Consider the following 24968-nt stretch of genomic DNA (forward strand, 5'->3'; position numbering starts at 1 on the left):
ACCCGGAGGGGTATAAGCAACAGCGTCACGCGAGGCCGCATTGTTCCCCGGCGCGGGGCGCGCGTTTCCCGTTCACGGGCGGGTGGCGAGGCGATCCGGGCTTCCGTTGTCCGGCATCGCCGGGGCGTCGCTCGTCCGCTCCGGTGTTCGTCCGGAGCGCCTGAGCATGTACCAGCTGAAGGCGATCCCCGCGGCCGCGGCCACGGAGGCCCATGTCCAGGGGCTGGTCAGCAGGGTGTGGCGGAGGTCGGTGCCGATCTGCTGGCTGAGGACGAACACGCCCATGACGGCGACGAACCAGCCGAAGGACTTGCGCAGCGCGTCCTGCGGGATACGTCCGGCGAGCAGACCGCCGATCACGCTGCCGACCACGGCGGTCGCCGTGACGAGGGCTGCGAAGCCCCAGTCGATGTGCACGCTGGCGAGGTAACCGGCCAGGCCCGCGAAGGACTTCATGGCGATGACCAGCAGTGAGGTGCCGACCGCGACGGTCATCGGCAGGCCGCCGAGCAGCGCGAGGGCGGGCACGACGAGGAAGCCTCCGCCGGCGCCGACCAGTCCGGTGACCAGGCCGACGACGATGCCGTCCAACAGCACGTGCAGGACGGGGAGTTCGTGATGGACCTTCTTCGGCGCCTGCCTCCGCCCCCGGATCATGGCGACCGCGGTGGCGATCATCATGAGGGCGAACGCGATGAGCAGGACCGTGCCGGGGATGAACTCGGCCAGACGTCCGCCCGCGTAGGCGCCGGTCATGCCCGCCAGACCGAACAGCAGCCCCGTACGCCAGCGGACGCGTCCGGCACGGGCGTGCGAGACGACCCCGGCGGCACTCGTGACGCCGACGACGAACAGGGAGGTGGCGATGGCCTCCTTGGTCTCCATGCCGGCCAGGTAGACCAGAATCGGCACGGTCAGGATGGATCCGCCGCCGCCCAGGATGCCGAGGCTGACGCCGATGAGCAGGGAAGCGGCGATGATGACGGCGATCATGACGCACCCCGCAGGGCGGCGACGACCGTGTCGAGGTCGGTGCGCGGGCCGCGGTTGTAGGGCAGCTTCGACAACAGCATGCCCATCGCGCAGGTGTTGGTGAGCGCGGCGACGGCCAGCCCGGCACCGACGGCCGTGCCGATCAGGTGCAGTCCGGGCACGAACAGGCCCGCGACGCCCGTCACCAGCACCAGGCTTCCGGCGACGAGCCGGACCTGGCGCTCCAGGTCCCAGCGCTCAGGCCCTCGGTTGAGCGGGCCGCCGGCGGACTCCCATGCCATGACGCCGCCGTCAAGGACGCGCAGGTTCGGCAACCCGGCCTCGGCGAGGGCCTGTTCGGCCTGGGCGGCGCGGGCGCCGGAGCGGCAGATGAGGACGACGTCCTCGTCGAGGTGGTGGAGCAGTTCGGCGCGGTGCTCGCGCAGGGTGTCGAGGGGGACGTTGTAGGAGCCGGGGATGTGCGCGGTGTGGAACTCGCCGGGCGTGCGCACGTCCAGCAGACGCGGGCCCTGGCCCGACTGGGTCAGCTCGCGCAGAGCGGCGGGATCAAGACGTGATGTGTCGGCATGGAGGGTCATCGGGGGTTCCCTGTTGTCCGTGAGGCGTTCTTTTTGTCTGTGAAGCGTCTTTTTTTATGGGGAGCGGGCGGCGTCCGGTGCCCCGGTCGCCGCCCGGTTCGCGGGTGGATCAGACGTCGGCCGACGCGGGCAGGGTGAGCCACGCGCCGTAGCCGCCGAGCAGGTCGGAGACGTCCGTGCGGCCCTTGTGCCGCAGCAGGCTGGCGGCGATGGAGGAGCGGTGACCGCCGGCGCAGTGCACGACCAGAGGCCGGTCGGCCGGGATCTCGTCGATACGGCGGGCCAGTTCGGCCAGCGGGATGTGCAACGAGCCCTCGATGAAGCCCTCTTCGCGCTCGGAGGTGTTGCGCACGTCCAGAACCAGAGGTGCTTCGTCGCCGTCCAGCAGCGGGCGCAGTTCGTCGGCGGACAGGCGGCTTGCCTGCTCCATCTCGTCGGCCAGGGCCGGGAAGGCGCCCTCGGGCTCGCGCAGATACCCGCCGACCTTGTCGAAGCCGATCCGGGCGAGCCGGGTGACGACCTCCTCCTCGCGATCCTGCGGCGCGACCACGACGACCTCCTGCTCGGGGGCGACGACCATGCCCGCCTGCTCGGCGAAGCGGCCGTCCGCGGGCACGTTGACGGAGCCCCGCAGATACCCGGGAGCGAAGTCCTGCGGCGAGCGGGTGTCGATCACGACCGCTCCCGCCGCACGCCGCTCCATGAACTCCTCCACCGACAGCGGCCGGGGCACGGCGGCCGCGTCGAACAGGCCGTGCTCCTTGCGGTTGAGGATGGCGTCGTAGACGAAGTAGGCGGGCGCGGACGGCTGCCCCGCCGTCACCAGTTCCACGAACCGCTCCTCGCTCATCGGCCGGCAGGCGTAGTTGGTGGCACGCTGCTGGCCGATGGTGGACTGGCGCTGGGTGGAGAGGTTCTTGCCGCAGGCGGAGCCGGCGCCGTGGGCGGGGAAGATCCGCACGGCATCCGGGAGGGCCATCAGCTTGTGCTGGACGGTGTCGTAGAGCATCTTGCCGAGTTCCTCGGCGGTCACTCCGATCGAGGCCAGCAGGTCGGGGCGGCCGACGTCGCCGATGAAGAGCGCGTCACCCGTCAGCACGCCGTAGGGGACCGTGTCGTCCGCGTGCTCGTACACCAGGACGCTGATCGACTCCGGGGTGTGACCCGGGGTTTCGAGGATCTGGAGCTGGACGTCGCCGAGGCTGATGCGTTCGCCGTCGGTCAGCTTGTGTATGGGGTACTCGGCCTCGGCGCGCTGCCCGTAGCCGATCCAGGCGCCGGTGCGGTCGGCGAGCTCCAGGTGGCCGGCGAGGAAGTCGGCGTGGAAGTGGGTGTTGATGACCGCCTCGATGGTGAAACCGTGGGCGGCGGCGTCGGTGAGGTACTCGGAGACGTCGCGGCGCGGGTCGATGACGACGGCCTTGCCCGTGGTCTCGTCGGCGATCATGTACGAGGCCTGGGAGAGGCAGTCGAGGTAGTACTGGGCGAAGAACATGGTCGGGTGACCTCCATAGCGGATGCGATCAATTACCCCGGGGGGTATGTGGAAGGGTCTGGTCCGCCCTTGTCGGAGGGCGGGGGCGGTGGCCGGCCCGGGTCGGGGGATGCCCGGGCCGACCGGTCAGAGGCGGCCGGTGAGCATGCCGTGCCAATACACCGGCGGCAGGCCGTACCGCTTGAACAGCCACATCGTGCGGCGCTCCTTGAAGGGGTCGAGCAGCGGGAACGTGGGTGTGGGGTTCAGGTCGTAGTCGAACTCGGCGAGCAGCATCCGGTCGCGGGCCGTCACCAGCGGACAGGACGTGTAGCCGTCGTACCGGCGCGACAGGGAGCGTCCGTTCATCACGTCCAGCAGATTCGCGGCGACCACCGGGGCCTGCTTGCGTACGGCCGCGCCGGTCTTCGAGGTGGGCAGGTTCGCCACGTCGCCGAGCGCGAAGACGTTGTCGTACGACGGGTGCTGGAGCGTGTGCTTGTCCGCGGCGACGAAGCCCTGGGGGCTGGCCGGATCGGCGAGCGGACTCGCCTTGACCCAGTCGGGCGCGCTCTGCGGCGGCACGGCGTGCAGGAAGTCGTAGCCGAGGATTTCCTTCGTGCCGCCGGCGTGGTCGGTGACGGTGAGTTCGCGGGCGTCACCGTCGACGGCGGTCATCTCGGAGCGCAGCCGCACCTCGATGCCGTACCGGTCGGCCACCTTCTCCAGTACCTGTGACCACGCGGGCACCTTGAACATGGCCGGATCGGGGATGACGAGGACGATCCGGATATTGTCGAGGACCTTCCGCCTGCGCCAGTGATCGGCGGCCAGGTAGGCGATCTTCTGCGGGGCGCCGCCGCACTTCAGCGGGGTTGCCGGATGGGTGAACACGGCCGTGCCCGAGCGCATCTGCTTGATCAGCTCCCACGTGCGTGGGGCGTACTCGGGTGCGTAGTTGCTGCTCACCCGGTCATGGCCCACGGCCTCGCCGAGGCCGGGGACACCACCCCAGTCGAGCTGGAGTCCCGGTGCCATCACCAGGTATTCGTAGGCGAGTTCGCCGCCACCGGACAGGGTCACCGTGCGGGCCTGCGGGTCGACGGCCAGGGCGCGGCGGCGGATCCAGCGCACGCCGTCCGGTATCACCGACCCCTCGGGGCGCCGGGAGGTGCCCAGGGTCGCCTGGCCGCCGCCGACCAGGGTCCACAGCGGCTGGTACCAGTGGGTGTCGGACGGTTCGATCAGGGTGATGTCGTTGACGCCTGCGCGGCGCAGGCGGGCGGCGACGCTGATGCCGGCGCTGCCGCCGCCGATGACGGCGACGCGGTGGCGGCCGGAGATCGGTGCGTCGGTGGGGGAGGGGGTGGCGGCCAAGACGGCTCTCCTTTCCAGCTGGCGGGTGTGCGGGTGTGCGGGTGTGCGGGTGTCGGACGGGGGTCAGGCGGCGTGCTCGTGCGAACCGGCCGCGAGGGGGCGCCCGCCGCGGGCCCAGGCGTCGGTGCCGCCCGACACGGAGTAGGCGTCGATGCCGCGGAAGGTCATCAGGTCGGCGGCGGTCCTGCTGCGGTTGCCACGGGCGCAGATCACGTACACCGGCCGGTCGGCGGGCAGCTCGTCGCACCGGGCCGGCACGGTGCGGAGCGGCATCAGCCGCGCGCCGGGAACGTGCCCGGCCGCGTATTCCTCCGCCTCCCGTACGTCGACCACGAGCGCACCGTCGGCCCAGGCCGCGGCGCATGCCTCGGGTGTCACTTCACGAGCCAATTGGTTGCCTCCTCAATTACCCCCAGGGGTATCTCTTCGGCGAGAGTACGGCCATCCGGCGAGGAGCGTCAAATACCCCGTGGGGTATTTGCCCGCGGGGCAATCCGAGGCTCGGCGTCAGGGCCGGGAACCGGTCGTGATCCCTGTGGTGGGCTCTGAGCAGCCGGTGCGTCATCCGCGTGCCGCGGCCCGGTCCGAGGGGCGCGGTGACCGTGCAGCCGTGGGTGGTGATCAACTGCTCGGACGACGAGGGCGGCGAGAGGAAAGCGGCGGCCATGGAGCGGGGCGGCGCGGTACCTGTCAACTCGGCCGGCAGCCGGCTCACCGTGCAGCGCTGACGTCGATCGGCATGACGCCATGCCGGGTCACCGTGATGATGGTGCTGCCGATGGCCGGGCTGGGGCCGGCCGGGGGATCCTGGGGCTGTCGCTCGGAGTCGCGGCGTACCACGAGGTGATCCTGATGATCGAGCCTGCTGCCCAACTCGCCGTCCCGGCCCGGATGCCGGACGTGTGGCGCCCCGGGGCGATGGCGCTGCTGGTGCCGGCCGGGGTGGCGATCGCCGCACTGGGCGCGGCGATTCCGGCGCGCGCGGCGGCACGGCAGGCCACCGCCCGGGTTCTGCGTACGGAGTGAGTGAGGGCCGCGGTCACGGCGATGACGATCCGTCAGGTCACTGGCCATGTGCGGAGGCCCGCTTCACGGTCACAACGGAGCACATGAGATCAGCCGGATGGCCTCGATGAAAGCCGGACCCCACATCTCGTGCTGCCGACCGGCACCGGATCAGCGGTGCTCGATCCAGTAGCCCACCCCGGCGGCCACGGCCACAACGGCAAGGGCGACTCCGGCCGCCTTGTCAGCTTCCGGGTTGGCCCAAGCTCCGCTTGTGGGTGGGTGAGCTCCCGCTGGTTCAGTGTCGCTGTCCTCGGCCCATGCGGTCCGTGAGTCTGGGCTCATCGGCTCGCCCGGCTCCGGCGGCTGCGGCATCGGTGCAAGCCGAGGGAAGAGCAAGCGTGCGATTAGTGATGCTCGCGTCGAAGGCGGCCGGCCGTGAAGGTGAGGGGCGTCGGCGTGTCTCCCGGCTACGGCGGCAATGACCAGGCGCTTTCCCTGGCTGACGGGAAGTCACCTGCGGAACTGGATTGAGGGTCCGTATTGCGGCGGTGTGTGCCGTGTCACGCATTCCAAGGCTGCCCAAGTTGCATGCATCACAGCGCAAATGTCCGTTTAGCGTCCATGCTCGAAACGGCTACCGACTCCCGAAGTGGAGCCCATCGGCAACCTCTTGGGCGCGAAGTCCCAAAGTGACCCATGACACAGCACTCGTGACATTCCTGCTTGTTCCCCCGGAAAGGTGCCACATTATGGCCGCTTACCTCTGTCCTCCTGCCGTAATACACGGCGAGCACGCCGTGAAGACCAGCCAGATCGTGGCGGAGGTGCGCGACCGGCACCCGCACGCGGCGTGGGCGCCGCGGATCGACGGCATCGCGGCCAGTACGGGCATCGAGACCCGCGGGTGGATGCTGCCGCTGGAGACCGCCGTCGCGCCGGGCAAGGGCAACGGCCTGCAGGCTGTCGGCATCGGGCCGGCCCAAGAGGCGCTGGCACGCGACGGGTTCAGCCAGCAGGACGTGGACCGTGTGATCGCCGCCCTTGAGGCGATACCCGCGCCGCAGACCGTCCAGGAGCGCACCGCGCCGGCCTGGGAGGCCGTGCAGTCCTACGGGGAGCGTGCGGCGCGCGGTGCCCTGCAGATCGCCGGGCTGGACGCCGCGGACATCGACTGCCTGATCACCAGTCACTCCACCACCCCGGCGCTGCCGGGTCTGGACATCTCCCTGGCCAACAAGCTTCAGCTCCGCAACGATGTGATGCTGCTGCCGGCCTCGCAGTGGGCCTGTATCGCGGGGACCCGCTCCCTGGCGCTGGCGGCGGAACTCGTGGCCGCGGACCCCGACCGGGTGGTCCTCGTCGTGATCGCGGAGGCGCTGAGCACGACCTACCAGCCCGCGGACGACACCCTCGAGTCCCTGATCGTCCGGCTGCTGTTCGCGGACACCGCGGTCGCCGCGGTGGTCACGGGCCGCCCGAGGCGCGAGTCGATGCTGCGGCTGGACGCCGCCTGGCACCACACCCTGCCCGGCACCCACGACCTGCACCGCCTGGAGACGAGGTCGGACGGCACCCACTTCGTGATGGACCGGCGTGGGCCGCGCGCCGTACAGGAGACGGTCACCGCGATGTGGGAGTGGCTGCGCGTCCGTTACCAGGACAACCCCGACTCCTGGCACCCCGACGTGCTGCTCGCCCACCCCGGCGGGACCCGGGTGCTGGAGTACATGGAGCAGACGATGCCCGACACGTGGCCGTCGGGGCTGCTGGACCACAGCCGGGACAGCTACACCAGCGGCAACCGCGGAGGCGCCGCCGTGTTCGACATCATGCGGCGGGCGCACGACGCCGGGCAGAAGTCGGGCAGTCGCGCCGTTCTGTACGCGGCGGCACCGGGCCTGACCGCCACCGCCCTGGAGGGGGAGTGGCTGTAGTACGAGCCCGCGCGACCCGTACCAGCAGAACGGGTCGCCCGCATCACAGGTCACGACACCTGTACAGCTGAGGGCGCCGTGCGTACCGTCGGTGGCTCCGGCGGACGCGCACGCCGCCCGTACCCTCGCCGCGCTTCAGGTGCCATACGCCGGCCGCGCGCCGCCCTGCGGCCGTGTCACCTGGCGACTTCCGCCCAGACCACCTTGCCGGTGTCCGTCCACCGCACCCCCCACCGGGTGCTGAGCCTGTGCACGATGTACAGGCCACGACCGCCGTCGTCGAGGAGGCCGCCCCGGTTCAGACGTGGACTGCCGTTGCCGGTGTCGCCCACCTCGCACAGCAGGCCATGACCGGCCCTGATCAGCCGTACGGTGATGGGACCGGTGGCGAAGCGCACCGCGTTCGTGACCAGCTCGCTGATCAGCAGCAGCACGTTGTCCAGGGTGTCGTCCTTGGTACGCCATTGCCGCAGCAGCGCGGATACCTGTGCGCGGGCACGGGCGGGTGCGTCGTAGCGGGCGGGCAGCCGCCAGGTCGCGGTGTCCCCCTTGCGGTATCCGATCATGCGCGCGAGCAGCAGGGTCACGTCGTCGCGCTGACGCACGGGCGCCAGAGTGGAGACGACGCGCCGTGCGGCCTGCTGCAGGGTGTCCCAGGGGTGCACCGTGGACACGGCGTCCGCCAGCCTGCCGATGCCCTCGTCGATCGACAGGGCCGGATCCTCCACCAGGCCGTCGGTGTAAAGGGCGAGCAGGGAGCCCGGGGGTGCGCCGAACGTGTGCACGTCGAACGGCTCCCGCAGCGCGAACTCGGCGCCCAGCCCGGGATGAGGGCGGACCGCGAGCGGGCCCGCGTGCCCGTCCGGGGACACCAGGACCGGGGGGAGATGGCCGGCGCTGGACAGCGCCACGTCGTGGCTGACCGGGTCGTAGAGGGCGATGCAGCAGGTCGACCCGAGGGCGCTGTAACCGGCGGCCAGCCCGGACTCCGAGTCGTCCAGCAGCGTCACGGTCTCGTCCAGGTGCTGCAGCACCTCGTCGGGCGCCAGTCCCGCGGACAGCAGCGCGCGGGCCTCCATGCTCAGCTGGCCCATGGTTGCCGCGGCTCCCAGGCCGTGCCCCACGACGTCACCGACCACCAGCGCGGTGCGGCCGTCCGGCAGCGGAAAGCTGTTCACCCAGTCGCCGCCGACGCCCGCGCTGTCGGGGGTGGCGGGCTGGTAGACGCTGGCGATCTCGATGGTGTCCCCGCCCGCCCGGGGCAGCAGCCGGCGCTGCAACGCCAGCACCTGCGTGTGCTCGCGCTGGTGCTGACGGGCCAGGTCGACGTGATGGACGGTCCTGGCCACCAGTTCCTGCAGGTCGAACAGCTCGCTGTCGCGGAAGGGAGAGTCCGCCCGCCGCCAGACCTCCGCCACGCCCAGTACGACAGGCGGCGGGCCGTCCAGGACCAGCGGTATGCATGCCACACCCGCCGACCGGTCACCGGGCACCAGGGCACGCATCACTCGCGGACTGCCGAGTACCCGCTCGACCGCCTCCCGGTCGGGTATGACGATGGCCTGCGGGGCATCGTCCCGCTGTACTGCCTGCGCCAGCAGGCGACTCGCGTCGCTGGGAAGATCGTCGCCCGGAGTCACATAGCCCTCGGGCCATGCCCGGTCGGGCACCAGGGCCGCCCGCCGTAGCCGGATGCGCCCCTGCGCCCGCTCGGTGACTCCCTCGCCCGTCCACACGGCGAAGTCGAGGTCGACGGCGGCCACGTCTCCCCAGGCCAGCAGGGACTCCGCCAGCGACTGCGCGGTCTCGCCGATGTCCAGCGAGGTGCCGATCGCGGTCTCGGCGGCGTACAGGTGCAGCCGCCTGGCCATGGCGATCACGGAGACGGTCAGGCCTTCCTGGGGCACGGCGGCGGGCAGGATGCTCAGCGAGACCACCAGCTCCGACCCGTCGCCGCGCCGCAGGCGCTGGATCCGGGCGACGTGCGCCTCACCGGTTTCCAGGACCTGCCGCAACCGCCTGGTGACTGTCGGTATGTCCCCGGGAGGCAGGAGATCGACGAAAGCGCTCCCGACCACGGCGTCCAGACCCGCGAATACGGGGGCGTCCAGATTGCAGCGGGTGATTCTCAGGTCCCTGTCCAGGTTGACCGCGCCGAGAATCTGCTCCTGACGGCTGGTTGCCGCGTCGTCGGGTACGCGTCGGCCGGTGGTGCGGTCGCCCTGCGCGTCGGCAGGACGCGCGGCCGCTGCCGCTCCGCCGCTCGGGATGTAGCGCCCCAGAGCGCTGCTGACCAGTTCGAACGGCGAAGAGGACGAAGGGGAGGGTGTGGAGTCCATGCGGCTCTCTCCCTGACGGGCACACCTCATTGAATAACATCGGGAGTCGCTTCGCCCACATCGGCGGATCACGCGGTGAACGCGGACCGTGAGGAGTGCAGTGGCCGGTGGGGCGGAGCACACCTTGCCGGGGGCCGTGGATGCGACGACCGCGGCAGGACTGCTGGGGCGCCGGCACCGGCGCCGACGGCTCCGGTGAGGTCCGGGCACGTCGGCGTCGATGCCGGCGACGTGGAAGCCGCAGCCGGTCAGCGACTCGTAGTAGTGCGTCCTACTTCGGTGCCTGGAAGCCGCCGATCTTCTGCTCGAGCAGTTCGGCCAGCCGCAGCGGGGTGCGGTCCTCGAACATCGGACCTATGAGCTGCACTCCCACCGGCAGACCCTCTGGGGACCGGCTCGCTGGTATGGCGGTGGCGGGTAGGCCGGGCATGGTGGCCAGACCGGCCCAAACCAGTTGGTCGAAGTACGGGTACTCGACGCCGTCGATGTCGATCCGGCGTTCCCTCGGATCGGGGTTGTGGTCGTGCGGGAACGCGGGAGTGGGCGTGATCGGACACACCACGGCGTCGAACTCGGCGAAGAGCTGCCGCCAGCCGTGGCGGTGGAGCTCGCGACGGCTGTTCGCCTCGATCCAGTCGCGGTGGCTGAGCACCATGCCGCGCAGCCGTGCCGCATCGAGGCTCTGGTCGTCTGCGCTCAGTCCGGCGGCGCGGCTCCGCAATAGTTCGTACGCTTCGACGGGAAAATGCGCGGCGGATCCCGAGAACAGCAACTGCGTGTAGATCAGCGCGGCTTCGGCCAGATCGGGCAGCAGCGGACTGCGCCGTTCGACGCGGGCGCCGCCGTCGACGAGCGCGTCGGCCACCCGGCTCACGCCCGCCCGCACAGCGGACCCGGTCGCAATGAACGGATGCATGTCGAGGACCAAGACCCGGAAGTCGCAGAGCCGCTCGTGGCGCGCGGGCGGCAGCCTCAACTCGTGCGCCACACCGAGCGTCAGCGGGTCCGGTCCGGCCATGACGTCGAGCAGGAGCGTGAGGTCGCGGGCAGTGCGCGCCATCGGACCGACGACGGCGAGGTCAGGTTCGGTCGGCAAGGCCGGCGCACTCGGCACGACCATGCCGCGGTTCGCCGCCAGCCCGAGCGTCGGCTTGTGTGCGTAGACACCGCAGAAGTGTGCGGGGGTGCGCAACGAACCGGCCATGTCGGAGCCGATGGACAGCGCGCCGAATCCGGCTGCGAGGGCCGCCGCTGATCCGCCGGAGGATCCACCCGGCGTGCGAGCGTGATCCCATGGGTTATTGGTGGTGCCGTAGATCTCGTTGAAGCTCTGCACATCTTGCAGCCCCAAGGGCACGTTGGTCTTACCGAGCACCACCGCGCCTGCGGCCCTGAGCCGCGACACCTGCACCGCGTCCTCGGCCGGCACGTAGTTCCGGTGCAGCGGTATGCCCCAGGTCGTGGGTAGCCCGGCGATGTTGTAGGACTCTTTGACCGTTACCGGAATGCCGAGCAGCGGCCGGTCCTCACCGCGGGCGCGCGCCTGGTCGGCACCGCGCGCGGCGGCCCGTGCACGGTCGAAGTCCGGCACGCAGATCGCGTTGATCGCCTTGTCGTCCTGCTCAATACGGGCGATCGCGGCGTCGGTCAGTTCCGCCGAGGTCACTTCGCCGGCACGTAACGCAGCCGCGAGCTCTTCGGCCGTCAGAAAATTCCACTCCATGAATCCGACCGTATCGGCCTCTGGAACAGGTCATGAAATGCCGTTTCGCACAACGGGGTTCAGCGTCGTTGGTGAAAATCTCGGGTGGAGGGTTCGTCGAGCACCTGGGCGATCGTTCACGGGCATCCGCTGTGCAGGCCGCTACCCGACTACCGTCGCTCCACATGACGGCCACCGAGATGGACATCACCGAAGACTTGATCCGGGACCTGCTGCGCGAGCAGCACCCCGACCTGGCGGATCGCCCCCTGAAGCTCGGAGCGCTCGGCTGGGACAATCAAGTGTGGCGGCTGGGCGACGACCTCGCCGTCCGGTTGCCCTGGGCGACTCAGTCCGCGGACGCGCTGCTGCGCAAGGAACACGCCTGGCTGCCCCTCCTCGCCCCGCATCTTCCTCTGCGGATCCCCGTCCCGCAGCGTCTCGGTGAGCCCTCCGAACGGTTTCCGCGGCCCTGGCTCGTCACCACCTGGGTGCCGGGCGAGCCCGCCGACCGTGCCCCCGCTACGCGCGCCGTGGAGGCAGCCGTCACCCTGGCCGACTTCCTGACCGCTCTTCACCGCCCCGCCCCCGACGGGGCGCCGGCAGGCCGGGACCGCGGTGACCCGCTGGCCGACACGGCCGAACACTTCGCCCAAGGGCTTGCCTCGGCCACCGAACTGGGGCTGATTCACGACCCGGACGCCGTCCGCGCGGTCTGGGAAGATGCCGCCGCAGCGCCGGACTGGACAGGCCCACGTCTCTGGCTCCACGGCGACCTGCATCCAGCCAACATCCTGACCACGAACGGCACCTTCTCCGGGGTGATCGACTTCGGCGACCTCTTCGCCGGCGACCCGGCCTGCGACCTCGCCGCCGCTTGGATCCTGTTGCCGGACGGCGCAGTTGACCGCTTCCACGAGACCTACCAGCCAAGTCCGGACGCCGCGACCCTACGCCGCGCCCGCGGCTGGGCGGTGCTGCGCGCCCTCTCCTGCATCCACATCGGACACGCCGGCGTCCACGGCCGCCCCGGAGGCAAGCCCACCTGGGGCCCACCCGCCCACGCCGCACTGCAACGCCTCACCGCATCGGTTCACCAGTGATCAAGCACACCGGCGAGAGGTTACGAGACGTCGCGGCGGGTGGCACGCATCAACGTGCCCTGGATGATGGGGAGTTCCTCCTCGACCCGGTCCGGTCCCATCCGGCCGAGCATCTCGAGGCGGACCGCGTCCCGGAGCCGGCATCACGAGGTGCGGCCCGTCTCACGCCTCTGGCGACGCCGGCCCGGCGAATCCCGGACGAGTGAGCGCGTGCGATGCGACGTTCGAGGCCAGAGGTTGAAAGGCAAGCTGAGCGAGCGTGCTGGACGATCAGTCCTCGAAGTAGGCCTTTGAGCACTGCATCGTCGCCCTCGGCGATGACTTGGCGGAGGTCGAACTCCTTGGCTTGCACATGGTCTGCAGCAGCTCGAAGAACGTCCGCATACCCTCCGCCGAGTCGACCTCCGGTACCCACGGAATGCCCGGCGGGTGCGGGACTGAGAACGACACCGAGTCGGCGAACAACGCCGCCGTCTCCGCGTTCCGGTATTGGCGGGTAAGGGCGACCTCGCGGGCACCGCCGCGCTGAGCCGCCGGCAGGCAGGCCCACCATCAGCGGCGCACGGGCGCGCACGTCAGTCTTCGTCTGCGCTGGACAGGGCTTCGGTGATCAGGCGGGTGGCGAAGTCGCGGTCGTCGGTGAGTCGGTTGATGTGCTCCGCGAGCAGGAAGGTGGTGGCTTCCAGGGGGGTCAACTCGTCCTTGGTCCAGTATCCGTACTGCTTGCGCCACAGGCTGGGGCTCAGGCCGGTGCCTGCAGCGATGAGCAGGCCGGCCATGGTGGGGATGGCCTCGGGATGGACGCTCCTGGGCATCATGCGCATTGAGGCCACGAGATTGGGCACCACGCACTCGATGACATCCTTGCCGTGGTCCTCGTAGGCCATCCGCAGCCACTGCATGAACATGTAGATGAGTGTGCACGTGCCGTCCAGCATGTCATCGATTCCGCCGGGACCCAGGGACGCGGCGAATTGGTCGGTCAGCGCTTGTTGTTCGGCGTCGGTCTGGGTCTTGTGGTCGTAGACGGCTTTGAGCCGAGAGTCGATCATCATGAGGGCTGCGCCCACATCGCCGGCGGGGGCGTACTGGGGGTCGCAGGGCGATGACACAGGATTCCTCCTCGGGTGGCCGTGGGCAAACGCGGTGTGTTCGTACAGTAGTCATCCGGTGACGCGAGGGATTGGCGAATCCCTGTGAAGGACCTTTGGGCGGTGCGACCCGAGGGGTTTTTGAGTGTTATGTCCCTTTAGTCGCAGAGGTTGACTGAGGCGGTGACTGGCCGGCCGGCGTCAGACCCGGCGCGGCCCCGCCTCGAATCTGACGGTCTTCACCCTTCTACGTCTCGTAGTAGTTTGGACCGGCCGGAGAGAGCCCTGTCGGGCGGAGGTGGGGTCGAGCAGAAGGAGGTGTCCGCGTGACGGGCAGTGGGTCCGGGCCTGCTCGATCCCGTCCTGGCGCAGTTGCTCGGCCAGGGCCTGGTTGCGCCCGCACACCACCTGACCTCGCTGGAGGCGTTCGCCGTCCGGGCTGCCGGTGGCCAGCCAGCGCCCGGCTCACCGGCCGCCCACAGGGCCGCCAGCACCTCGCCCTCCAGCTCCCCGCTCTGGCCTGCCGCCGCCTCGGGTTGACCTCGATGCTGTGGACCTGCTGGGGCGAGGACTGGCGCAAGCGTGCCACTTCCCACTCGGTTCACGACACCGTCCTACGGGACCTGCGCGGCGGCGGCACCATCCTGCTCCACGACTCCGACTGCACCTCCGCCACCGACTCCTGGCGCACCACCCTCCGCGCGGTGCCCCGCATCCTCGACGCCTGCCGGGCACGCGGCTGGCAGGTCGGGCCCCTCCACGAGCACGGCATCCCCGACCATCACACCGACCGTCGACTGCGGCTCGCCTGACCGCCGGCCTCAACAGGCACAACTGAGCGTGCCTCCCGCGCCCCTCGGGCTTTGTGGGTCGAGATCAGGAAGGGCTCACCGCGCCGGCCGGGCGGTCTCAGTGTTGGTGGGCCATGCCCCCGTGGGACGACTCGTCCTCCGACATGGCGGCATGGGGCAGAGACACCGTGGTCTCCGGGTTTTCGGGCACGACCGGGGCTCGCGATGTGAAGGAGATGCCGTTGGGGGCGTCACCGACCGGAATGCGGGCGACCACCTTGAGCGCAGCGAGGTCCAACACGGCTACGTCGTCTTCGTAGACGTTGGTGATGAAGGCGTGCCTGCTGGTTGCGTCGACGGTGATGCCGTGCGGGCCCTTGCCCACGGTCGGCCTGGCCACCACGGTGAACGTCGCCGTGTCGATGATCGAGACCGTCTTGCCCGGTTGCGCCTCCGTACCCTGGTTGGCGGCCAGGAGATAGCGGCCGTCAGGGCTCACGTAGATCTGGGCGGGATGCGGGCCGGAGAAAACCTTGGCCACGACCGTGCGCTTGGCGACATCGATCTTCGCGACCGCGTTCTCGCCTCCGAGTGTGACGTAGGCGTACCGGCCGTCCGGTTGGAAGGCAACCTGTACCGGAGAGGCTCCCACCGGGATGCTTGCCACCTGGCGGTCCTTGGCGGTGTCGAGCACGCTGACGGTGCCGGCGACCATGTTCGCGGTGTACACCCACCGCCCGTCGGGACTGGGCCGCATCCCGTGCGGGCCCTTGTCGACGGTGATTCCTCCGCCGCGGGACAGTGACTTGGCGTCGAAGACGGAGACCGAGCCGTCTCCGGCGTTGGACACATAGGCCTGTTTGCCGTTCGTGCCGAGGATGACGTGGGCGGGCATTTGGCCAGTCGCGGCCGTGCCGAGGAGCGAGTAGCGGGAGCCATCCAGCTTCACCACCAGGTTCGCCGGTTCACTGACCGCCCATACGGTGCGACCGTCCGGGGCGGCCTGCACATTGTGGGGACCGGCGATTCCCTTCACCGTGGCGGTCACCCGGTTCGTCGAGGCGTCGATCGCGGTCAGACTGGCCCCTTCCTCGTTGGCCACCCAAACGGTTCCGGTCACCATCCCCCGGTGCGCGGCAGCCAGTTCGGCCGCAGGCGATCGGCCGGGCCCCTGCGACTGCTCCGGTAGCACCAGGACGATAGTGGCGGCGGACAGGCCGACGGCTGCGGCTGTCAGAAAGACACGGGATTTCCTCACGGGCTGACCTCTCGTAACTGTGTTCAGCGACCAGATCCGATGGTTCCGGCGAATCATGACGATTCCGTCAAGCTTCGACGTTGCTTCCCTGAAGGTCGTGGCGATCGCTCGCTGCCGGAAGGCCGATACGGAACACGGCCCCCTTGCCCGGTCCGTCGCTGCTCGCGGTGATGCTGCCGCCGTGTGCGTGGACGAGGGCACGAGCGATGGCCAGGCCGATGCCCGTGCCGCCGTGCTCCCGGTCGCGGGCCGCGTCGGCCCGGTAGAAGCGTTCAAAGACGTGTGGCAGGTGTTTCGGAGCGATGCCCTCGCCGGTGTCGGCGACGCTGATCACGACGCCCCGGTCGGCGGGCTCGGCGGCGAGGGTGACTTGCCCGCCCGCCGGGGTGTGGCGTAGGGCGTTGGTCAGCAGGTTGACCAGCACCTGGACCAGCCGGTCCCGGTCCGCGTCGACCGGTGGTGTGCCGGGGGTGACCGTGACCCGCAGGTCCACGCCCTTGGCCTGGAAGCCGGGGCTGACCGCGGTCGCGGCTGCGTCGGCCGGCCGGTCCACCGGGAGGGTGGCCCGGGTCAGGCCGAGCCGGTGTTCCTCGGCGCGGGAAACCAGCGAGATGTCCTCGACGAGCCGGTGCAGCCTGGTGGCCTGCGCGCCAAGGACATCCAGGGTGTGCTCGTCGAGCATGCGCACCCCGTCGGCGAGGCCCTCCAGGTACGCCTCGATGGTCGCGAGCGGGGTGCGCAGTTCGTGGGCGACATCGCCGAGCAGTCGGCGCCGGGTGCGCTCGGTGTTCTCCAGAGCGTCGGCCATGGTGTTGAAGGCGCTGGTGAGAGTCTCAAACTCAGGGCCGAGGAGCGTCGGTCCAAGGCGCGCGGTGTAGTCGCCGGCGGTGACGCGGTCAGCCGCGTCGGCCAGCTCATGGATGGGACGGGACAGCCGTCGTGTGATGAGTACGGCAGCGGCGACGGCAGCGGCCAGGAATGCCGCGATGCCGATGCCGAGAGCGATGCCGCCCGCGGCCAGGAACGCATCCTGCAGATGCCGGGACAGCGGGGGAGACACCGCCCCCATCGCGCTGCGCAGGTGGCGCCTGAGCAAGGGCGGGCCGACGGCGAAGGCCACGGCGGAAAGAGTGGCCAGGCCGACGAGCACCACGAGCAACTGAGCCATCACCAGCCGCGCCGTGAGGCCGGGGCCCCAGGTCATCAGCCGGTGCCCATCCGATAGCCCACCCCGCGCACGGTGAGCAAGAAGCGTGAGACGGCCGGGTCGTCTCCGAGCTTGCGGCGCAGTCGCGCGACGTGGACGTCCACGATGTGCTCGTCACCACCCCACTCCGGTCCCCAGACCCGGTCGATCAGCTGCCGTCGGCTGAACGCCAGACGCGGGCGGGACGACAGCGCGTCGAGCAGGTCGAACTCCAACCGGGTCAACTCCACCGGACGGCCGACGAGGGTGACCTCCCGCGCCTCCGGATCGACGGCCAGGTCGCCGAAGCGGCGAACCGGCTCCTGCCCCGGCATCGGCTGCCCGCCCCGCGGCCGGCGCAGCATCGCCTTGACCCGGGCGACCAGTTCCCTGGGGCTGAACGGCTTGGTCACGTAGTCGTCGGCGCCGACGGACAGGCCCACGAGCTTGTCGACCTCGTCCGCACGGGCGGTCAGCATGATCACGTATGCGTCGGTGAAGGTGCGCAGCTGCCGGCACACCTCTACACCGTCGATGCCCGGCATCATCAGGTCGAGCACCACGACGTCGGGTTCTGTGGACCGGGCCGACGCCAAGGCGTCCGCACCGGTGGGTACGACGTCCACGGCGAACCCTTCGCGGGTCAGGTAGTCGCCGACCAAGCGGCCCAGCTCCACCTCGTCGTCGACCACCAGAGCCCGCCGGGTGCCCGCTGCTACAGAGCCGTCTGTCATCTAGGTCCTTCCTCCTCCGGAGACCTCCACGCTTCCTCGCGCAAGGGAAATCGCGCATGGGCACCAAGGGCCTTGACCATGGGCCGAACGGCCCTCTTGGAATGCGGCGGGCGTTACATCGGGCCTCGTACGGTTGGGTGAACGTAGGCGGTGAGACCCGTTCCCGGCAGGGGCTGGGCCGTCCAGCCGCGGGCGTAGTGGGGCGGGCGGGATCCTCTCCTGACCAGCGCGGCGGTGGGTACGCGCTCGGCGCGGTGTACCAGGGCACGCACGGTGGTGTTGCGGTTGTTGCCGCCGACGTTGGCCGAGGCGCAGTCGGCGTAGTAGCCGATGGGCGGGGCGTGTTTGCCGCTGACCAGGCAGGGTGCGGTGAGGCCGAGTCGGCGCAGGTCTTGGGCGGCGGCTCGGTACCGGTCGGAGAGGGCACGGGCGTCGGCCGCCTGGTGATGCAGGATCGCGAACTGGGCCGACAGGTGCAGGGCGAGGAGCCCACCGAGCAGGCCTGTGGCGAGGGTACGGGTGCGGGGTCGGTGGAGGGCTTCCACGGCGTGTGCGCCGAGCGTGGCGAGCGGCAGGGAGAGCAGGGCGTAGGTGGGCAGCAGGAAGCGCGGGGCGGAGTAGCCGATGAGCAGGAGATAGGGGACGCTCAGCGCGGCGGCGCAGGCGACGGGCAGCAGGGTGACTGTCGGTCGGCCCTTGCCCGTACGCCGGGCGACGACGCAGGCGGTGAGGGCGAGGGCGGGCAGGGCGAGCCACCACAGGGTGAGTTCGGGCCGGGTGAGCGGGACGTGGCAGGGGCGGCACAGCAAGGGGCCGTTGAGGCTGCGCCAGGCCAGGCCGCCCGCCCACTGCATCCGCATGCCGCCCTCCGTGCCGCTGGCCGCGTGCAGCCGGGCGCCGATGCCGCCCCAGCGGACGTATGCCTCGACGACCCATTCCGCCCCGCCGACGACGAGCCCACCGACCACCGCGAGCGCGGGTGACGGACGCCGCCAGGCCGGGACGAGCGCACACGCGGCGAGGAGCGGCAGGGCGAGCCAGATGCCGTCGGAGAAGCGGAACAGAGTGGCGGCCGCGACCGTGGCGCCCAGGCCGGGCAGCGTCGGCCGTCGTGCCCCGGTCGGTGCGGCACGTAGGAACCAGCCGACCGCCGCCACCGCCGACAGGGCCACCCACAGATTGGGCATGGCCAGCGGCCCGTACAACGCGGTGGTCCACAGGCCGGCGAACAGCAGCGCCGCCAGGGCGGTCCGGCCCGGGCCGAGCAACGGCCGCCAGGTGCGGTAGGCGGCGTAGAGGGCGGCGGCGGACAGCAGTGCCAGCACGATCCGGAGCGCGGTGGTGGATCCGGTGACGGCGAGCACGGGTGCGGTGAGGAAGCTGATGCCTCGTGAGCGAGGTGCGCTGAAGTACGCGGCCGGGTGGCGCGGGTCGACCTGGGAGACGTACACCGCCTCGTCCCAGCCGAGCCCCAGGTGCGGGACGACGAGCGCGAACTGCACCCCTGCGTAGGCGAGCGCCACCAGTGCCAGCCACGGGACGCCGCCCGGGGCCCGGAACCGGGCCGTCGGGGGCGGCGCGGCGGCGGCCGACGGGGTCATGCGCTCAGCGCACCGGTGGCCAGCAGGCCCAGCAGCGCCACCCCGACCACGATCCGGTAGACCACGAACGCGTTGAAGGAGTGCTTCGCCACGAACTTCAGCAACCAGGCGATCGAGCCGTACGCCACCACGAAGGACACGGCGGTGCCCACGGCCAGCGGCGCGACACCGACCCCCGCGCCCACGGCGTCCTTCAGCTCGTACAGGCCCGCGCCGGTCAGAGCCGGAATGCCGAGGAAGAACGACAGACGGGTGGCCGCCACGCGGTCCAGGTCCAGGATCAGGGCCGTGGACATCGTGGCGCCGGAGCGGGAGAAGCCGGGAAAGAGCAGTGCGAGGATCTGCGAACTGCCCACCAGCATCGCGTCCTTCAGCGTGGTGTCGTCCTCGCCGCGCTTGTGCCGGCCCATCTGGTCGGCCGCCCACATCACACCCGACCCGACGATCAGCGAGCCCGCGACCACCCACAGCGAGGCCAGCGCGCCCTCGATGAGAGGCTTGGCCACCAGGCCGACGGCCACGATCGGGATCGTGGCGTAGATGACCCACCAGGCGAACTTGTAGTCGTGGTGATGCCGCTCCTCGCGGTGGACGATGCCGCGGCCCCATGCGGAGACGATCCGCACGATGTCCTTGAAGAAGTAGAAGAGCACGGCGGCGATCGCGCCGACCTGGATGACGGCGGTGAAGCCGACCACGGAGGTGTCGTCGACCGGGATGCCCATCAGCCCCTCGGTGATCTTCAGATGGCCGGTGGAGGAGACGGGCAGGAACTCGGTCACCCCCTCGACTATGCCGAGGACGACGGCCTGACCGAGGCTGATGGCACTCATCGGGGTCCTTTTCTGTATCTCTGGTGGGCGGGGTAGAGGTGTCGGTGATCGGCACAGCGGCGGAGCTGTGGCACGGGCGGGTGCGGCGTCAGCGGCGCAGTCTGCGCAGGGCCCGGCCTGCCCGGCCGCGCCAATTGGCCCTGGTGCGTTGCCGGCCGCGGGAGGCGCGGGTGGCGGTGAGGTCGGCGAACAGGTCCTCGTAGAGCCGGGCGATCCGCGCGGGGTCGAAGCGGTGAGCAGCGCGCCGGGCGGCTCGGCCCATGCGGCGGCGGTCGGGCTCGTCGGCGATCAGGTCGAGCAGCGCGGTGGCCAGTGCCTGCCGGTCGCCCACGGGGACGAGGCGGCCGTCGACGCCGTCGTGGATGATCTCGGCGGGGCCCAGGGGGCAGTCGGTGGCGACGACCGGGGCGCCGCACCGCATGGCCTCGACCAGGGTCATGCCGAAGGACTCGGCATCGGAGGCGGAGGCGACGATGGACGCCTTGGCGAACTCGGCCTCGATGGGCGAGGCCACGCCCATCAGCACCGCCCGGCCTCCCAGCTCATGGTCGTCGATCAGTTGTTGCAGGCGGCTCTTGTCGGTTCCGGCGCCGTAGATGCGCAGGGTCCAGTCCGGGTGCTCGGCGGCGACCTCGGCGAACGCCTCGATGAGCAGGTCGAACCGCTTGCCGCGGGCCAGACGTCCGGCCGCGGCGATGACCTTGGCACTGCTGTCCGCGGCCGGAAGGCCGAGGTCGGGCACACCGTTCGGGATCGCCAGGACCCTGACCCCCGGCAGGCGCATCTTCGCCCGGTAGACGGCGGCATCCGCCTCGGTCGTGGTGACCACGGCGTCCAGGCGCCGGTAGTGGCGGGCGAGTTGGGCGCGCAGCTTCGTGCTGTGGCTGTCGTGGGTGAGGTGTTCCTGCGCGATGCGCAGGGCGTGGGGCGGGGCGAATCGGGCCAGGTACACGTTGACACCCGGCCGGGTACCGATGATCACGTCCGCGTCACAGGCCCGCACATACTGCTCGGCCCGCTGGTCGGTCAGGCGGCTGTACTGCCTGTACCGCTTCTCGGCGGTGGGGAAGACCTCGGCCGGCCGGTGCAGCAGCGGGTCCGTCGCATCGGTGCTGTTGTCACGTATGTCGACAAGTGGCACCACCGTCACCCGCGGATCGACGGCGAACCGCGGACGGGTGCGGTGACGCAGCATCGAGACGACGGTCACCTCGTGCCGGTCGGCGAGCGCGGCGGCGAGATTGAGTGTGGTGCGGATGGTGCCGCCGATCCCGTACACGTTGTGGATCAGGAAGGTGATCTTCACTCGGAGCTCCCCGGGGTCGGCTCCACGACGGTGCGGGTACGACGGCGGGACCTGACGATTTCCAGGGCTGACGGCAGCAGGGAGACGCCGACGATCACCCCGGCCAGGGGCAGCAGACAGCGGTCGACATTCGGGATGCTCGACCCGAAGGCGTATCCGCCCAGCACCAGCCCCAGCGTCCACACCAGTCCGCCGGTGACCTGCCACAGCGCGAGGGTGCGGGTGGGCACGCCCACGATCCCGGCGAGCGGGTTGAGCACGGTGCGCACCACCGGGATGAACCGGGCCAGCACGAACGCCTTGCCGTGGCCGTGCCGGGACAACAGCTCCTCGGCCCGCGTCACGCCGTTCGCCAGGTGGCGGTTGCGGGTGCGGGCCACGAACGCCCGGCCGGCGCGGCGGCCGGGCAGGTGGCCGACCTGGGCACCGAGCAGCGCCCCGGCCGCCGCGGCGGCCGGCACGGCGGGCAGCGAGAGATGCACACCGTTCTGCGTGGTCGCGCACAGCAGACCGGCCGTGCACAGCAGTGAGTCGCCGGGCAGGAAGAAACCGATCAGCAGCCCGGTCTCGGCGAACAGCACCAGGAAGACGCCCGCGGTGCCGAGTGCCGTGAGGAGTGAGGTGGCATCCAGCGGATCGAGGGCTTGCTGCACCTGGGAACCTTTCCGGCCTGTGCTGTCCTCGGGCACGGACGCATGGCACACTCGGACCACGGCAGCATTTACACGGCCGTAGAAGTTCTACACGACTGTAGAAGAAGAGCGGGAGAACGACAAACCCCATGGGAGCCGACACACACGAACGCGGCCCGAAACGGGCCAACGGTGCCCGCGAGGCGGAAATCCTCGACCTGCTCCAGCTCGCCGAGGCAGCGCTGACTCCCGGAGAGGTCGCCGAGCGGCTCGGGGGAGAGCTGACGTACAGCAGCGTGGTGACGATCCTGACCCGCATGCACACCAAGGGCCTGCTCACCCGCGCCCCGCGCGGCAGGGCGTACGCCTACGCCCCCGTCACCGACGACGCCGGCTTCGCCGCCCGCCGTATGCGCACCGTTCTGGAGGAACGTCCCGACCGCGAGGCGGTCCTCGCCCGCTTCGCCGACGGGCTGTCCAACACGGACGCCGACCTGCTGCGCCAGCTGCTCGGCCCCGACCAGCACCCCGGACAGTAGGAACAGGAAGGGGCCGCCCGGATGCATGTCGCCGTCTATCTGCCGCTGCTGCTCTCGCTCATCGCCCCGCTCGGGGCCCGCCCGCTGGCCGAACGCTGCGAGCCCCGCCTTGCCACCTGGCTGCTCGCCGCCTCGGCCCTGGTCCTGGGCGCGGCGACCACCATCTCCCTGGGCCTGCTCGCCGTGGCCGGCCTGGTCCGCATCCCGCAACTTGCGGCTCTGGGGCATTGGTCGGCGCAGACGGCACGGCACGACGACCCCGCCGAACTGTCCGTTTCGCTGATGGCCGGCCTGCTGCTCGGCGGCGCCGTGCTCATGGCCGCCCGGATGGTGTGGCGACGCGCCCGCTCACTGGCCACCGCCGCATGGGAGGCCGCCTGCATGCCCGCACGCGACGGCCTGGTCGTCGTCGACGACGACACCCCCGACGCCTTCGCCGTCCCCGGGCTGCCCGGCCGGGTCGTCGTTTCCACCGGCATGCTGCACACCCTGGACGAGTCCGAGTACGACGTCCTGCTCGCCCACGAACGCGCGCACCTCACCGCCCACCACTACGCCTTCGTCGCCCTCACCCAGCTCGGCGCCGCCGCCAACCCGCTGCTGCGCCCCCTCGCCACCGCCGCCACGTACACCATCGAGCGCTGGGCCGACGAGAACGCGGCCACCGCCACCGGCGACCGCACCCGTGTCGCCCGTACCGTCGGCAAGGCGGCCCTCGCCGCCCACCGCGCCCCGGCCCGCGCCCGCACCACCGGTGCCGCCCTCGGCATCCTCGGCCGCCGCAGCCCCCTCGCTTCTGCCGGCCCGGTGCCCCGTCGCGTCGCCGCACTCCTCGCGCCGCCGCTGGGGCGCCATCCGGCCCTCACCGCGGCAACCGCAGCCGTCCTGACCGCCGCGACGCTCTCCACCGCCGAGGCCGCCCACGACTTCCACCTGCTGTTGCGGACCATCGGCGCCTGGTCGTGACTTCTCAACGCGTCGGATTGCAGCCACGGGTGTCGTTGCAGAGCGGGCGCATAGGATCGCCGGTATGGCACTGCGACCTGTGATGGTGAACATCAAGGCTCTTGATCCATCGGCCGTCGGCCGGTTCTGGGCCCAGGCGCTCGGCTGGAGTGCCTACAGTCCGGGCGTGACCACCTACGTCGGACCCGCCGGCGGCCTCGTCTGGCCGGACCCCGTCGCCGTCGGCATCGACGTCGTTCCCGTCCCGGAACCCAAGACAACACCGAAGAACCGTGTGCACCTCGACCTCGCCACCACCTCTGCCGCCCATCAGGCGGAGCTGGTCGCGCGCCTGACGGCTCTCGGTGCGACGCCGGCCCACGTGGGCCAGGGCGACGTGCCGTGGACGGTCCTCGCCGATCCGGAGGGCAACGAGTTCTGCGTGCTGGAGCCTCGGGAGGTCTACCGGGACACCGGGCCGATCGCCGCGGTGGTGGTCGACTGCGCGGATCCGCGGGCCATGGCCCGGTTCTGGGGTGAGGCGATGGACTGGACCCTGCACGAGGTGACCGATGATCAAGCGGTGCTGCGCTCCGCCAAGGGTGTCGGCCCGTATCTCGAGTTCCTCCGCACGCCGGGCGTGAAGACCGTGCCGGACCGCATCCATCTTGACCTGCTGCCCTACCCCGGTGACGACAAAGCAGCGGAGGTGGCCCGGCTGCGGGCCCTCGGCGCCACCGACCTCGACCTCGGCCAGGGCGACGTCCCCTGGACGTGCCTGGCCGACCCGGAGGGCCACGAGTTCTGCGTCCTCGCCGGCTCATGAGCCACGACCCCGGGTGGGTCGGGCTGCGGAGTCTCTGCCGATTCCGGCGGCAGGCAGGGGCCGGCGTCGCTGCCGACGTTCAGCAAAACGCAGTTCACGCACCGTGCGGCGATGATGTGCGGGTGTTCTACGAAGATCTCAGCGAGTACACCTACCAGGACGAGGACACGTTCGGCGACAGGGAGTCCAGTCGTTGCTGAACCTCTCCATTGGGCTGGGTGCGCTGGCGCGGCGGGAAGAGGGGTTGGCTGCGATCGAGGAGGCGGTCGGCATTCGGCGTGTGCTGGCTGAGGCTGATCCCGACGCCTACTTGCCCGACCTTGCCCAGTCGGTGCTGAACCTCTCCATCCGGCTGGGTGACGTGGGGCATTGGGAGGAGGGGTTGGTCGCGATCAAGGAAGCGGTCGGCCATTACCGTGTGCTGGCCGCCGCCCGTCCCGACGCCCACTTGCTGTCTCGCCATGTCGTTGCACCGCCTGCCCAACTATCTGCGTGCTCTGGGGCCGTGGGACGATGCCACGGCCGCGATTGCGGAAGCGGTCAGCCATTACAGTGTGCTGGCTCAGGCGCACCCTGCGCTGTTCGACAACGCCTTGCGGCAATTCAGGGAGGCCATGGCCTGGCTCGACGTATTTCGTCAGATGCGGGAGGAGGGCAGCCCCTGACGCTGATCTTCTCCATGCCCTGCTCGACGAGGGAAGCATGTCGCCGGCACCGC

The 24968-nt window shown here is 70.6% G+C and carries 24 protein-coding genes; 9 read left to right on the top strand and 15 right to left on the bottom strand.

Annotated features, from left to right (window positions below):
• Positions 1-72: 72 nt before the first annotated feature.
• The 5 genes from ACZ4EG_RS33040 to ACZ4EG_RS33060 all read right to left on the bottom strand — a co-directional run bounded on the left by ACZ4EG_RS33040 (position 73) and on the right by ACZ4EG_RS33060 (position 4812).
• Positions 73-993 (bottom strand): sulfite exporter TauE/SafE family protein, encoded by a 921-nt coding sequence (locus ACZ4EG_RS33040; RefSeq protein WP_467793235.1) that lies wholly within the window; start codon positions 991-993, stop codon positions 73-75.
• Positions 990-1571 carry a rhodanese-like domain-containing protein gene (locus ACZ4EG_RS33045; RefSeq protein ID WP_467793236.1) on the bottom strand — a complete coding sequence of 194 codons (582 nt, stop codon included), beginning with the start codon at positions 1569-1571 and terminating at the stop codon, positions 990-992. The genes ACZ4EG_RS33040 and ACZ4EG_RS33045 overlap by 4 nt, the downstream gene beginning before the upstream one ends.
• 109 nt (positions 1572-1680) lie before the next feature.
• Positions 1681-3066: an MBL fold metallo-hydrolase gene (locus tag ACZ4EG_RS33050; RefSeq protein WP_467793237.1), complete on the bottom strand. Its 1386-nt coding sequence runs from the start codon at positions 3064-3066 to the stop codon at positions 1681-1683.
• A 126-nt stretch (positions 3067-3192) separates the two neighbouring features.
• Entirely contained in the window at positions 3193-4422 is a 1230-nt protein-coding gene (locus ACZ4EG_RS33055) for an NAD(P)/FAD-dependent oxidoreductase (protein WP_467793238.1), read from the bottom strand.
• A 63-nt stretch (positions 4423-4485) separates the two neighbouring features.
• The gene (locus ACZ4EG_RS33060) at positions 4486-4812 is read right to left on the bottom strand and encodes a rhodanese-like domain-containing protein (protein WP_390711796.1); all 327 of its coding nucleotides are present in this window, start codon (positions 4810-4812) and stop codon (positions 4486-4488) included.
• Positions 4813-5018: 206 nt separating this feature from the next.
• On the opposite strand from ACZ4EG_RS33060, the gene ACZ4EG_RS33065 reads away from it, so the two are divergent.
• From ACZ4EG_RS33065 to ACZ4EG_RS33075, 3 genes are all read left to right on the top strand, one after another.
• A complete protein-coding gene (locus ACZ4EG_RS33065) occupies positions 5019-5150 on the top strand; it encodes a hypothetical protein (protein WP_467793239.1) in 132 nt (43 codons plus the stop codon).
• A 124-nt stretch (positions 5151-5274) separates the two neighbouring features.
• The gene (locus tag ACZ4EG_RS33070) at positions 5275-5448 is read left to right on the top strand and encodes a hypothetical protein (protein ID WP_467793240.1); all 174 of its coding nucleotides are present in this window, start codon (positions 5275-5277) and stop codon (positions 5446-5448) included.
• A gap of 731 nt (positions 5449-6179) precedes the next feature.
• Positions 6180-7364 (top strand): beta-ketoacyl-[acyl-carrier-protein] synthase family protein, encoded by a 1185-nt coding sequence (locus ACZ4EG_RS33075; RefSeq protein ID WP_467793241.1) that lies wholly within the window; start codon positions 6180-6182, stop codon positions 7362-7364.
• A gap of 176 nt (positions 7365-7540) precedes the next feature.
• On the opposite strand, the gene ACZ4EG_RS33080 is transcribed toward ACZ4EG_RS33075, so the two are convergent.
• Entirely contained in the window at positions 7541-9703 is a 2163-nt protein-coding gene (locus ACZ4EG_RS33080; protein WP_467793242.1) for an ATP-binding SpoIIE family protein phosphatase, read from the bottom strand.
• Positions 9704-9974: 271 nt separating this feature from the next.
• Entirely contained in the window at positions 9975-11426 is a 1452-nt protein-coding gene (locus ACZ4EG_RS33085; protein ID WP_467793243.1) for an amidase, read from the bottom strand.
• A 164-nt stretch (positions 11427-11590) separates the two neighbouring features.
• Between ACZ4EG_RS33085 and ACZ4EG_RS33090 the strand changes: the two genes are divergently transcribed.
• Positions 11591-12508 carry an aminoglycoside phosphotransferase family protein gene (locus ACZ4EG_RS33090; RefSeq protein WP_453552900.1) on the top strand — a complete coding sequence of 306 codons (918 nt, stop codon included), beginning with the start codon at positions 11591-11593 and terminating at the stop codon, positions 12506-12508.
• Between the two features lie 575 nt (positions 12509-13083).
• Here ACZ4EG_RS33090 and ACZ4EG_RS33095 read toward each other — a convergent pair.
• On the bottom strand, positions 13084-13620 hold the full coding sequence (locus ACZ4EG_RS33095) for a hypothetical protein (protein WP_467793244.1): 537 nt from the start codon (positions 13618-13620) through the stop codon (positions 13084-13086).
• Between the two features lie 524 nt (positions 13621-14144).
• Here ACZ4EG_RS33095 and ACZ4EG_RS33100 point away from each other — a divergent pair.
• Positions 14145-14411, top strand: coding sequence for a polysaccharide deacetylase family protein (locus ACZ4EG_RS33100; protein ID WP_467793245.1), 267 nt, complete (start codon positions 14145-14147; stop codon positions 14409-14411).
• Between the two features lie 97 nt (positions 14412-14508).
• On the opposite strand, the gene ACZ4EG_RS33105 is transcribed toward ACZ4EG_RS33100, so the two are convergent.
• From ACZ4EG_RS33105 to ACZ4EG_RS33135, 7 genes are all read right to left on the bottom strand, one after another.
• Positions 14509-15492, bottom strand: a complete 984-nt coding sequence (locus ACZ4EG_RS33105; protein ID WP_467793246.1) for a YVTN family beta-propeller repeat protein — start codon at positions 15490-15492, stop codon at positions 14509-14511.
• A gap of 223 nt (positions 15493-15715) precedes the next feature.
• Positions 15716-16852: a sensor histidine kinase gene (locus tag ACZ4EG_RS33110; RefSeq protein WP_467793247.1), complete on the bottom strand. Its 1137-nt coding sequence runs from the start codon at positions 16850-16852 to the stop codon at positions 15716-15718.
• Positions 16852-17568, bottom strand: coding sequence for a response regulator (locus ACZ4EG_RS33115; RefSeq protein ID WP_467793248.1), 717 nt, complete (start codon positions 17566-17568; stop codon positions 16852-16854). Before ACZ4EG_RS33115 ends, ACZ4EG_RS33110 begins: the two co-directional genes overlap by 1 nt.
• Positions 17569-17681: 113 nt before the next feature.
• The gene (locus ACZ4EG_RS33120) at positions 17682-19169 is read right to left on the bottom strand and encodes a hypothetical protein (protein ID WP_467793249.1); all 1488 of its coding nucleotides are present in this window, start codon (positions 19167-19169) and stop codon (positions 17682-17684) included.
• Positions 19166-20002, bottom strand: a complete 837-nt coding sequence (locus tag ACZ4EG_RS33125; RefSeq protein WP_467793250.1) for an undecaprenyl-diphosphate phosphatase — start codon at positions 20000-20002, stop codon at positions 19166-19168. Before ACZ4EG_RS33125 ends, ACZ4EG_RS33120 begins: the two co-directional genes overlap by 4 nt.
• A gap of 88 nt (positions 20003-20090) precedes the next feature.
• The gene (locus ACZ4EG_RS33130; protein WP_467793251.1) at positions 20091-21308 is read right to left on the bottom strand and encodes a glycosyltransferase family 4 protein; all 1218 of its coding nucleotides are present in this window, start codon (positions 21306-21308) and stop codon (positions 20091-20093) included.
• A complete protein-coding gene (locus ACZ4EG_RS33135; RefSeq protein ID WP_467793252.1) occupies positions 21305-21961 on the bottom strand; it encodes a DedA family protein in 657 nt (218 codons plus the stop codon). Before ACZ4EG_RS33135 ends, ACZ4EG_RS33130 begins: the two co-directional genes overlap by 4 nt.
• A 128-nt stretch (positions 21962-22089) precedes the next feature.
• Between ACZ4EG_RS33135 and ACZ4EG_RS33140 the strand changes: the two genes are divergently transcribed.
• From ACZ4EG_RS33140 to ACZ4EG_RS33155, 4 genes are all read left to right on the top strand, one after another.
• Positions 22090-22479 (top strand): BlaI/MecI/CopY family transcriptional regulator, encoded by a 390-nt coding sequence (locus ACZ4EG_RS33140; protein ID WP_467793253.1) that lies wholly within the window; start codon positions 22090-22092, stop codon positions 22477-22479.
• A 21-nt stretch (positions 22480-22500) separates the two neighbouring features.
• The gene (locus ACZ4EG_RS33145; protein ID WP_467793254.1) at positions 22501-23445 is read left to right on the top strand and encodes a M56 family metallopeptidase; all 945 of its coding nucleotides are present in this window, start codon (positions 22501-22503) and stop codon (positions 23443-23445) included.
• A gap of 64 nt (positions 23446-23509) precedes the next feature.
• Positions 23510-24250: a VOC family protein gene (locus ACZ4EG_RS33150; protein WP_467793255.1), complete on the top strand. Its 741-nt coding sequence runs from the start codon at positions 23510-23512 to the stop codon at positions 24248-24250.
• A 461-nt stretch (positions 24251-24711) separates the two neighbouring features.
• Complete coding sequence (locus ACZ4EG_RS33155; RefSeq protein ID WP_467793256.1) at positions 24712-24915, top strand: hypothetical protein; 204 nt, start codon at positions 24712-24714, stop codon at positions 24913-24915.
• Positions 24916-24968 lie beyond the last annotated feature (53 nt).

The organism is Streptomyces sp. NPDC025638 (genome assembly GCF_055558775.1).

Coding starts and splice junctions, on each gene's coding strand:
- ACZ4EG_RS33040 (WP_467793235.1), bottom strand. CDS start 993: ATGATCGCCGTCATCATCGCCGCTTCCCTGCTCATCGGCGTCAGCCTC.
- ACZ4EG_RS33045 (WP_467793236.1), bottom strand. CDS start 1,571: ATGACCCTCCATGCCGACACATCACGTCTTGATCCCGCCGCTCTGCGC.
- ACZ4EG_RS33050 (WP_467793237.1), bottom strand. CDS start 3,066: ATGTTCTTCGCCCAGTACTACCTCGACTGCCTCTCCCAGGCCTCGTAC.
- ACZ4EG_RS33070 (WP_467793240.1), top strand. CDS start 5,275: ATGATCGAGCCTGCTGCCCAACTCGCCGTCCCGGCCCGGATGCCGGAC.
- ACZ4EG_RS33075 (WP_467793241.1), top strand. CDS start 6,180: ATGGCCGCTTACCTCTGTCCTCCTGCCGTAATACACGGCGAGCACGCC.
- ACZ4EG_RS33080 (WP_467793242.1), bottom strand. CDS start 9,703: ATGGACTCCACACCCTCCCCTTCGTCCTCTTCGCCGTTCGAACTGGTC.
- ACZ4EG_RS33085 (WP_467793243.1), bottom strand. CDS start 11,426: ATGGAGTGGAATTTTCTGACGGCCGAAGAGCTCGCGGCTGCGTTACGT.
- ACZ4EG_RS33090 (WP_453552900.1), top strand. CDS start 11,591: ATGACGGCCACCGAGATGGACATCACCGAAGACTTGATCCGGGACCTG.
- ACZ4EG_RS33100 (WP_467793245.1), top strand. CDS start 14,145: ATGCTGTGGACCTGCTGGGGCGAGGACTGGCGCAAGCGTGCCACTTCC.
- ACZ4EG_RS33110 (WP_467793247.1), bottom strand. CDS start 16,852: ATGACCTGGGGCCCCGGCCTCACGGCGCGGCTGGTGATGGCTCAGTTG.
- ACZ4EG_RS33115 (WP_467793248.1), bottom strand. CDS start 17,568: ATGACAGACGGCTCTGTAGCAGCGGGCACCCGGCGGGCTCTGGTGGTC.
- ACZ4EG_RS33120 (WP_467793249.1), bottom strand. CDS start 19,169: ATGACCCCGTCGGCCGCCGCCGCGCCGCCCCCGACGGCCCGGTTCCGG.
- ACZ4EG_RS33125 (WP_467793250.1), bottom strand. CDS start 20,002: ATGAGTGCCATCAGCCTCGGTCAGGCCGTCGTCCTCGGCATAGTCGAG.
- ACZ4EG_RS33140 (WP_467793253.1), top strand. CDS start 22,090: ATGGGAGCCGACACACACGAACGCGGCCCGAAACGGGCCAACGGTGCC.
- ACZ4EG_RS33145 (WP_467793254.1), top strand. CDS start 22,501: ATGCATGTCGCCGTCTATCTGCCGCTGCTGCTCTCGCTCATCGCCCCG.
- ACZ4EG_RS33150 (WP_467793255.1), top strand. CDS start 23,510: ATGGCACTGCGACCTGTGATGGTGAACATCAAGGCTCTTGATCCATCG.
- ACZ4EG_RS33155 (WP_467793256.1), top strand. CDS start 24,712: ATGTCGTTGCACCGCCTGCCCAACTATCTGCGTGCTCTGGGGCCGTGG.